Origin of the sequence: Microbacterium sp. (assembly GCF_031178525.1) — a bacterium.
Classification (GTDB): domain Bacteria; phylum Actinomycetota; class Actinomycetes; order Actinomycetales; family Microbacteriaceae; genus Microbacterium.
Genome location: NZ_JAPSJA010000149.1, coordinates 1 through 6,255, shown reverse-complemented (window position 1 = coordinate 6,255; position 6,255 = coordinate 1). Strand labels below are relative to the sequence as shown.

At 71.6% G+C, this 6,255-nt stretch carries 6 protein-coding genes and 1 pseudogene; 3 read left to right on the top strand and 4 right to left on the bottom strand.

Translation table 11 applies throughout. The annotated features are described in order from the left end of the window. From RIF89_RS09940 to RIF89_RS09930, 3 genes are all read right to left on the bottom strand, one after another. The coding region (locus RIF89_RS09940) for a CoA-binding protein (protein WP_375294466.1) at positions 1 to 431 on the bottom strand (431 nt) is incomplete at its 3' end. A 30-nt stretch (positions 432 to 461) separates the two neighbouring features. After that, positions 462 to 1,628 (bottom strand): ADP-forming succinate--CoA ligase subunit beta, encoded by a 1,167-nt coding sequence (sucC, locus tag RIF89_RS09935; RefSeq protein WP_309068956.1) that lies wholly within the window; start codon positions 1,626 to 1,628, stop codon positions 462 to 464. A 151-nt stretch (positions 1,629 to 1,779) separates the two neighbouring features. Then, positions 1,780 to 1,938: a hypothetical protein gene (locus tag RIF89_RS09930; RefSeq protein ID WP_309068955.1), complete on the bottom strand. Its 159-nt coding sequence runs from the start codon at positions 1,936 to 1,938 to the stop codon at positions 1,780 to 1,782. A 124-nt stretch (positions 1,939 to 2,062) separates the two neighbouring features. Here RIF89_RS09930 and RIF89_RS09925 point away from each other — a divergent pair, with 124 nt between their 5' ends. Both RIF89_RS09925 and RIF89_RS09920 read left to right on the top strand, forming a co-directional pair. Next, entirely contained in the window at positions 2,063 to 3,292 is a 1,230-nt protein-coding gene (locus RIF89_RS09925) for an acyl-CoA dehydrogenase family protein (RefSeq protein ID WP_309068954.1), read from the top strand. An 82-nt stretch (positions 3,293 to 3,374) separates the two neighbouring features. Next, the gene (locus RIF89_RS09920; protein WP_309068953.1) at positions 3,375 to 4,826 is read left to right on the top strand and encodes an NAD(P)/FAD-dependent oxidoreductase; all 1,452 of its coding nucleotides are present in this window, start codon (positions 3,375 to 3,377) and stop codon (positions 4,824 to 4,826) included. Between the two features lie 108 nt (positions 4,827 to 4,934). On the opposite strand, the gene RIF89_RS09915 is transcribed toward RIF89_RS09920, so the two are convergent. After that, positions 4,935 to 5,840: an alpha/beta hydrolase gene (locus tag RIF89_RS09915; protein ID WP_309068952.1), complete on the bottom strand. Its 906-nt coding sequence runs from the start codon at positions 5,838 to 5,840 to the stop codon at positions 4,935 to 4,937. A gap of 198 nt (positions 5,841 to 6,038) precedes the next feature. Here RIF89_RS09915 and RIF89_RS09910 point away from each other — a divergent pair. Next, positions 6,039 to 6,255 (top strand): annotated as a pseudogene (locus RIF89_RS09910) (ATP-dependent DNA ligase); the annotation flags it as partial.

The window sequence follows — 6,255 nt, the reverse complement described above, 5'->3', positions numbered from 1 at the left end:
GCCTCGCCCGGCGTGATGATGCCGGGGCAGTTCGGGCCGATGATGCGGGTCTTGTTGCCCTTCGACTGCGCGTACGCCCACGCCTCGGCGGTGTCGCCGACGGGCACGCCCTCGGTGATCACGACGAGCAGCGGGATCTCGGCGTCGATGGCCTCGATCATCGCGTCCTTCGTGAAGGCCGGCGGCACGAACGCGATCGACACGTCGGCACCGGTCTTCTCGATGGCCTCGGCGACCGTCCCGAACACGGGCAGGTCGACCTCGCCCTCGTGCGCCGTCTCGTGCGTGACGGTCGAGCCCGCCTTGCGCGCGTTGACGCCGCCGACGACGTTCGTGCCGGCCTTGAGCATGAGCGCGGTGTGCTTGGTGCCCTCACCGCCGGTGATGCCCTGGACGATGACCTTGGAGTCCTTGTTGAGGTAGATCGACATCTTCTCTAGTCCTTATCCGATCCGTGCGTCTCAGGCGTTCGCCAGCTCGGCGGCCTTGTCGGCGCCCTCGTCCATGCCGGACGCGAGCGTGACGAGCGGGTGGTTCGCCGCGGCGAGGATCGCGCGGCCCTCCTCGACCTGGTTGCCGTCGAGGCGGACGACGAGCGGCTTGGTGGCGTGGTCGCCGAGGATCTCCAGGGCCTTCACGATGCCCTCCGCGACCGCGACGCATGACGTGATGCCGCCGAAGACGTTCACGAACACGCTCTTGACCTGCTCGTCGCCGAGGATGACGTCGAGGCCGTTGGCCATGACCTGTGCGTTCGCGCCGCCGCCGATGTCGAGGAAGTTCGCGGGCTTCACGCCGCCGTGCTTCTCGCCCGCGTACGCGACGACGTCGAGCGTCGACATGACGAGGCCCGCGCCGTTGCCGATGATGCCGACCTGGCCGTCCAGCTTGACGTAGTTGAGGCCGTTGGCCTTGGCCTTCGCCTCGAGCGGGTCGGCGGCCTCCTTGTCCTCGAGCTCCTCGTGCTCGGGGTGGCGCACCTCGCTGGCGTTGTCATCCAGCGTGACCTTGCCGTCGAGGGCGATGATGTCGCCCGCGCCCGACAGGATCAGCGGGTTCACCTCGACGAGGGTCGCGCCCTCGCCCTTGTAGACGTCGTAGAGCTTGACGAAGACGTCGGAGACCTTCTCGACGAGGTCCTCGTCGAAGTTCGCGGCGCGCGCGATCTCGACGGCCTTCTCCTTGGTGATGCCGTCCAGCGGGTCCACCTCGACGCGCGCGAGCGCCTCGGGCTTCTCGACCGCGAGCTGCTCGATCTCCATGCCGCCCTCGACGCTGCACAGCGACAGGTACGAGCGGTTGGCGCGGTCGAGCAGCACCGAGAAGTAGAACTCGCGCGCGATGTCGGCGCCCTGCGCGACCATGACGCGCTTGACGACGTGGCCCTTGATGTCGAGGCCGAGAATGGCCTTCGCGGCCTCGTACGCCTCGTCCGGGGTCTTGGCGACCTTGACGCCGCCGGCCTTGCCGCGCCCGCCGGTCTTGACCTGCGCCTTGACGACCACCACGCCGCCGATCTTCTCGGCCGCTGCCTTCACCTCCTCGGGGGTGTCGGCGACGATGCCGGCGAGCACCGGCACCTCGTACTTCTCGAAAAGGTCTCGAGCCTGGTACTCGTACAGATCCACGTTGCAATCCTTCGGTGGGGCCACGGGAGGAGACTGATTGTCTCGACGTCGAGAGATCTCGACCGAGATCCCAGCCTACCCCGCGCTTCCGAGCGCAAGAAAAAACGCGACCCCGGATGATCCGGAGTCGCGTCGTCGAAGACGGGGGTGGTCAGCGCCTCGTCTTGCTGAAGTGCATGGGCAGCGCCATCGCGAGGCAGATGGCGATGATGCCCGCGGCGAACACGACGCCCTGCCACGCCTCGATGTTGATCGCGACGCCGAACAGCGCCATGCCGCCGAGGAACAGCAGCAGCGAGATGATGAACATGCGAGACCTCCATAGGGCGCCGTCGGGAACCTCGTCCAGTCTATGGCACGCGTTCCGCGGTCTCGGATGGCGGAGATCTCCAAACGACTCGGACGACGGCGAGGGGCTCTCCTAGCCTGACCGCATGGCATCCGAGCTCTTCCCCGGAGAGAAGGTCCTCTCCTACGACGTGACATCCCCGCTCGACACCGACTACTACGCCGTGTTCGCCGACGTGGACGGCGCGGACCGTGCGCAGTGGGCGCGGGCGCGCGAGGTCGGTGAGGCTCTCGCGCCCCGCATGGCCGAGGCGTGGGACAAGGCCGAGTACCCGCTCGAGGCCCTCACGGCACTGGGCGAGGCCGACCTGTTCGTCGACGGCATCGAGCACGCGGACCTCACCCCCATGTCGCCGCTCGCGGCCGGTCTGGTGAACATGGAGGTCTCGCGCGCGGACGGATCGCTCGGCACCGTGATCGCCGTGCAGGGCGGGCTCGCGCTGCGCACGCTGGCGCTGTTCGGCAGCCGGGAGCAGCAGGGCCGCTGGCTCCGGCCGATCGCGCGCGGCGAGATGCTCGGCGCGTTCGCCCTCACCGAGCCGGATCACGGATCCGATTCCACGTCTCTCGAGACGCTCGCGCGCTGGGACGGCGACGGCTGGATCCTGCGCGGAGCCAAGAAGTGGATCGGCAACGGCGCGTCCGGCGGCGTCACGTTCGTGTGGGCGCGCGTGGACCGGGAGGGCGATGCGGACCACGGACAGGTGCGCTGCTTCCTCGTCGAGCAGGAGACCCCCGGGTACACCGGCACGGTGATCGCCGGCAAGCTGTCGCTGCGCGGCATCCACCAGGCGCACATCACGCTCGACGACGTGCGCCTTCCCGAAGACGCCGTACTGCCGGGAACCCACTCGTTCAAGGACACGTCGACCGTGCTGTTCGCGACGCGGTCGGGCGTCGCCTGGTCGGCGCTCGGCCATGCGACCGCCTGCTACGAGGCGGCACTGGCGTACTCGACGCAGCGGATCCAGTTCGGCAGGCCGCTCGCGAAGTTCCAGATGGTTCAGGAGCGGCTGACGCAGATGCTGTCGCAGCTCACGGCGATGCAGCTGTACTGCCGCCGCCTCGCCGATCTGGAGGCGGCCGGCGCGCTGCGCCCGACGCAGGCGTCGCTGGCGAAGTTCCACAACACCCGCACCGCACGGGACATCGCCCGCACCGCCCGTGACGTGCTGGGCGGCAACGGCATCCTGCTCGAGAACCGCGTCATGCAGCACCTCGCCGACATCGAGGCCATCCACACCTACGAGGGGACCGAGAGCGTGCAGGCCCTCATCATCGGCCGCGACATCACGGGGATGGGCGCCTTCGTCTGAGCCGCTGTCTGATCGAGGGCGGGTTCGTCAAGCGGTGCGGCCTCGCTCGCCCAACGAGCGAAGGCGGTGACAGACTGACCCCATGCCCCGCGCCACGATCGTCGGAAGCGGACCGAACGGCCTGTCGGCCGCGGTGACGCTCGCGCGGGCCGGCTACGCGGTCACGGTGCTCGAAGCCTCGGACACGGTCGGCGGCGGCTCCCGCACGGCCGAGCTGACGCTGCCGGGCTTCCGCAACGACGTCTGCTCCGCGATCCACCCGGCGGCGATCACCTCGCCATTCTTCCGCGCGTTCGGCATCGAGGAGCGGATCGGGTGGATCGTCCCGGACGCGTCTTACGCGCAGCCGCTCGACGATGGGCAGGCCGCGGTGGCGTGGCGGGACATCGACCGCACGGCGGACGAGCTGGGGCCGGATGCGCGCGCGTGGCGCGCGCTGATGCGCCCGCTCGCGCGGCGGATCGACGGCGTGCTCGACTTCACCGGCAATCAGCTGCTGCGCGTGCCGCGCCACCCGCTCACGGCCGTGCGGTTCGGCTTGCGCGTGCTGGAGACGGGCACGGCGCTCGGGCGCCGTACGCTGCGCACCGCGAAGGCCGCGGCCCTGCTGAGCGGCGTGCTGGCGCACGCAAACCGCCCGATGCCCTCTCTGCCGGCGTCGGCCTCGGGGCTGCTCCTGGCGGCGCTCGCGCACACCGACCGCGGCTGGGCGTATCCGATCGGCGGCGCCCAGGCGCTTCCCGACGCCCTCGCGGACGACCTGCGTGCGCACGGCGGCCTGATCGAGACCGAGCGCCACGTCACCGACCTCGCGACGCTCGACTGGGGCGACCCCGCGGACGGCGACGTCCTGCTGCTCAACACGTCGCCGCGCCTGGTGCTGACGCTCCCGGACGTCCCGGCGGACTACGCGCGCGCGATCCGGTCCTACCGCTACGGCCCGGCGGCCGCGAAGGTCGACTTCGCGCTCGACGGCCCGGTGCCGTGGGCCAACCCGGATGTGCACCGCGCCCCGACCGTCCATCTCGGCGGCACGCATGCGGAGGTCGCGGCGAGCGAGAACGCGGTGGCCCGTGGGCGGGTCTCCGAGCGCCCGTACGTGCTGACGGTGCAGCCGTCGGTGCTGGACCCGTCGCGCGCACCGCGGGGCAAGGCCGTGCTGTGGGCCTACATGCACGTGCCGAGCGGTTCGCCGCTCGACCCCACCGAGCACATCACGCGGCAGGTCGAGCGCTTCGCGCCCGGATTCCGCGACCGGATCCTGGCGTCGCACGCCGTGCCCGCCTCCGCCCGCGAGGCGGTCAACCCCGCTGACGTGGACGGCGACATCCTGGGCGGCGCGTTCACGATGACGCAGGCGTTCCGCCGCCCCGTCGTGTCCACCGCGCCGTGGCGCACGCCGCTGAAGGGTGTGTACCTCGCGTCGGCATCCACTCCCCCGGGCCCGGGCGTGAACGGCATGGCCGGCTGGCACGCGGCCCGCACGGCGCTCGCCGACGCGGGCGAACGCGCCACGCTCAGCGACCTGTTCTGACGCCGGCTCCCCGGCGGTTCGACTCGCCGGCGCAAGGGTGCGGCGTGTGCGCGTCCGGCGGGCGTCGCGGTGCTCCCGCCGCACCTCCGCGCTCGGCGCCGGTCCGCTTCAGCCGCGCAGCGCGTCGCGCAGCCAGCCCTGCGCGCGTTCGACGAGGGCCCGGGCGACCGGCGTGTCCTTCGCCCAGTTCTCGAACCCGTGCGCCGCGCCCTGAACGACATCCGTCGTGACCCGCACGCCCGCCGCCTCCAGCGCGGCGGCGTAGGCCCTGTCCTCCTCGGCGAACAGCTCGATGTCGCCCCACGTGATGAAGGCCTGCGGCAGCCCGCCCACGTCCGCGCGCCGAGCGGGAACGGCGTACTCGGGCACGGTCGCGGCCCCCGGCGCGGCGCCCAGGTACCCCGACCACCCCTCCCGGTTGCGTGCGTTGTCCCACACGAAGTGCTTCTCCGCGTCCAGCTCCCGGCGCGCAGCCGTGCGGTCGTCGAGCATCGGTGCGAACAGCCACTGCCCGCGAGGCTGGATGCCGCCGTCGTCGTGGACGCGCTGCACGAGCGCCGCCGCGAGCCCCGCGCCCGCGCTCTCCCCTCCGACGACGATGCGGTGCGGGTCCACGCCGAGGTCCTCGGAGCGCTCCAGGAACCAGCGCCAGGCGCTCAGGACGTCCTCGTGCGCGGCCGGGAAGGGGTGCTCGGGAGCGAACCGGTAGCGCGCCGAGACGATCACGACGCCCAGCCGCTCCGCCGTCGACAGGCACAGCTCCTCGTCCTGCTTGGGGTCGCCGAACAGCAGGCCGCCGCCGTGGATCCACAGCAGGCCGCCACCGCTCCGAGCTCCCGCGGGCTCGTAGACGCGCACGCGCGTCGATCCCGCGCGCGCCGTGCTGACCCGCACCGCGTCGGACTTCGGCACCCGCAGCAGCCGCACCGCGGCTCGGGCGAACCAGCGCGGCAGGGTGATCTGGGCGCGCTTCATCGGCTCGCGCAGCTCGGGGAGAACGCGATGGAGGTCCACGGCACTTCCTCTCACGGAGGCCGCCCCACGGCCGGGCGACGCCTCCTACGGCAAGACGCCCCTCGCGACGAGAGGACGTCGCCACAGGATAGCGCCCACCGGACAGAGCTGTCCGTGGAATCGTCGTCCGCGCTCACCGGCGGCGGCGCCCACGTCAAGGTCTGGAATCCCGGTGCCGCCCGACGGCAGGATGGCCGCATGCCGCACGACATCCCCGCACCGATGCTCGCCAAGGCCGTTGCCGCCATCCCGGATCCGGCGAAGCATCCCGGCGGGCTGGTGTTCGAACCGAAGTGGGACGGATTCCGCGTGCTCGCATCGTGGGACGGCGAGAGCCTGGAGCTCGGCTCGCGCGGCGCGAAGCCGCTGACCCCCTACTTCCCGGAGCTCGTCGACGCGCTCGCGCGCATCCTGC

Excerpts from the sequence above, each read along its gene's own strand:
- RIF89_RS09925 (WP_309068954.1), top strand. The coding sequence starts at position 2,063 with ATGGCATCCGAGCTCTTCCCCGGAGAGAAGGTCCTCTCCTACGACGTG.
- RIF89_RS09930 (WP_309068955.1), bottom strand. The coding sequence starts at position 1,938 with ATGTTCATCATCTCGCTGCTGCTGTTCCTCGGCGGCATGGCGCTGTTC.
- RIF89_RS09920 (WP_309068953.1), top strand. The coding sequence starts at position 3,375 with ATGCCCCGCGCCACGATCGTCGGAAGCGGACCGAACGGCCTGTCGGCC.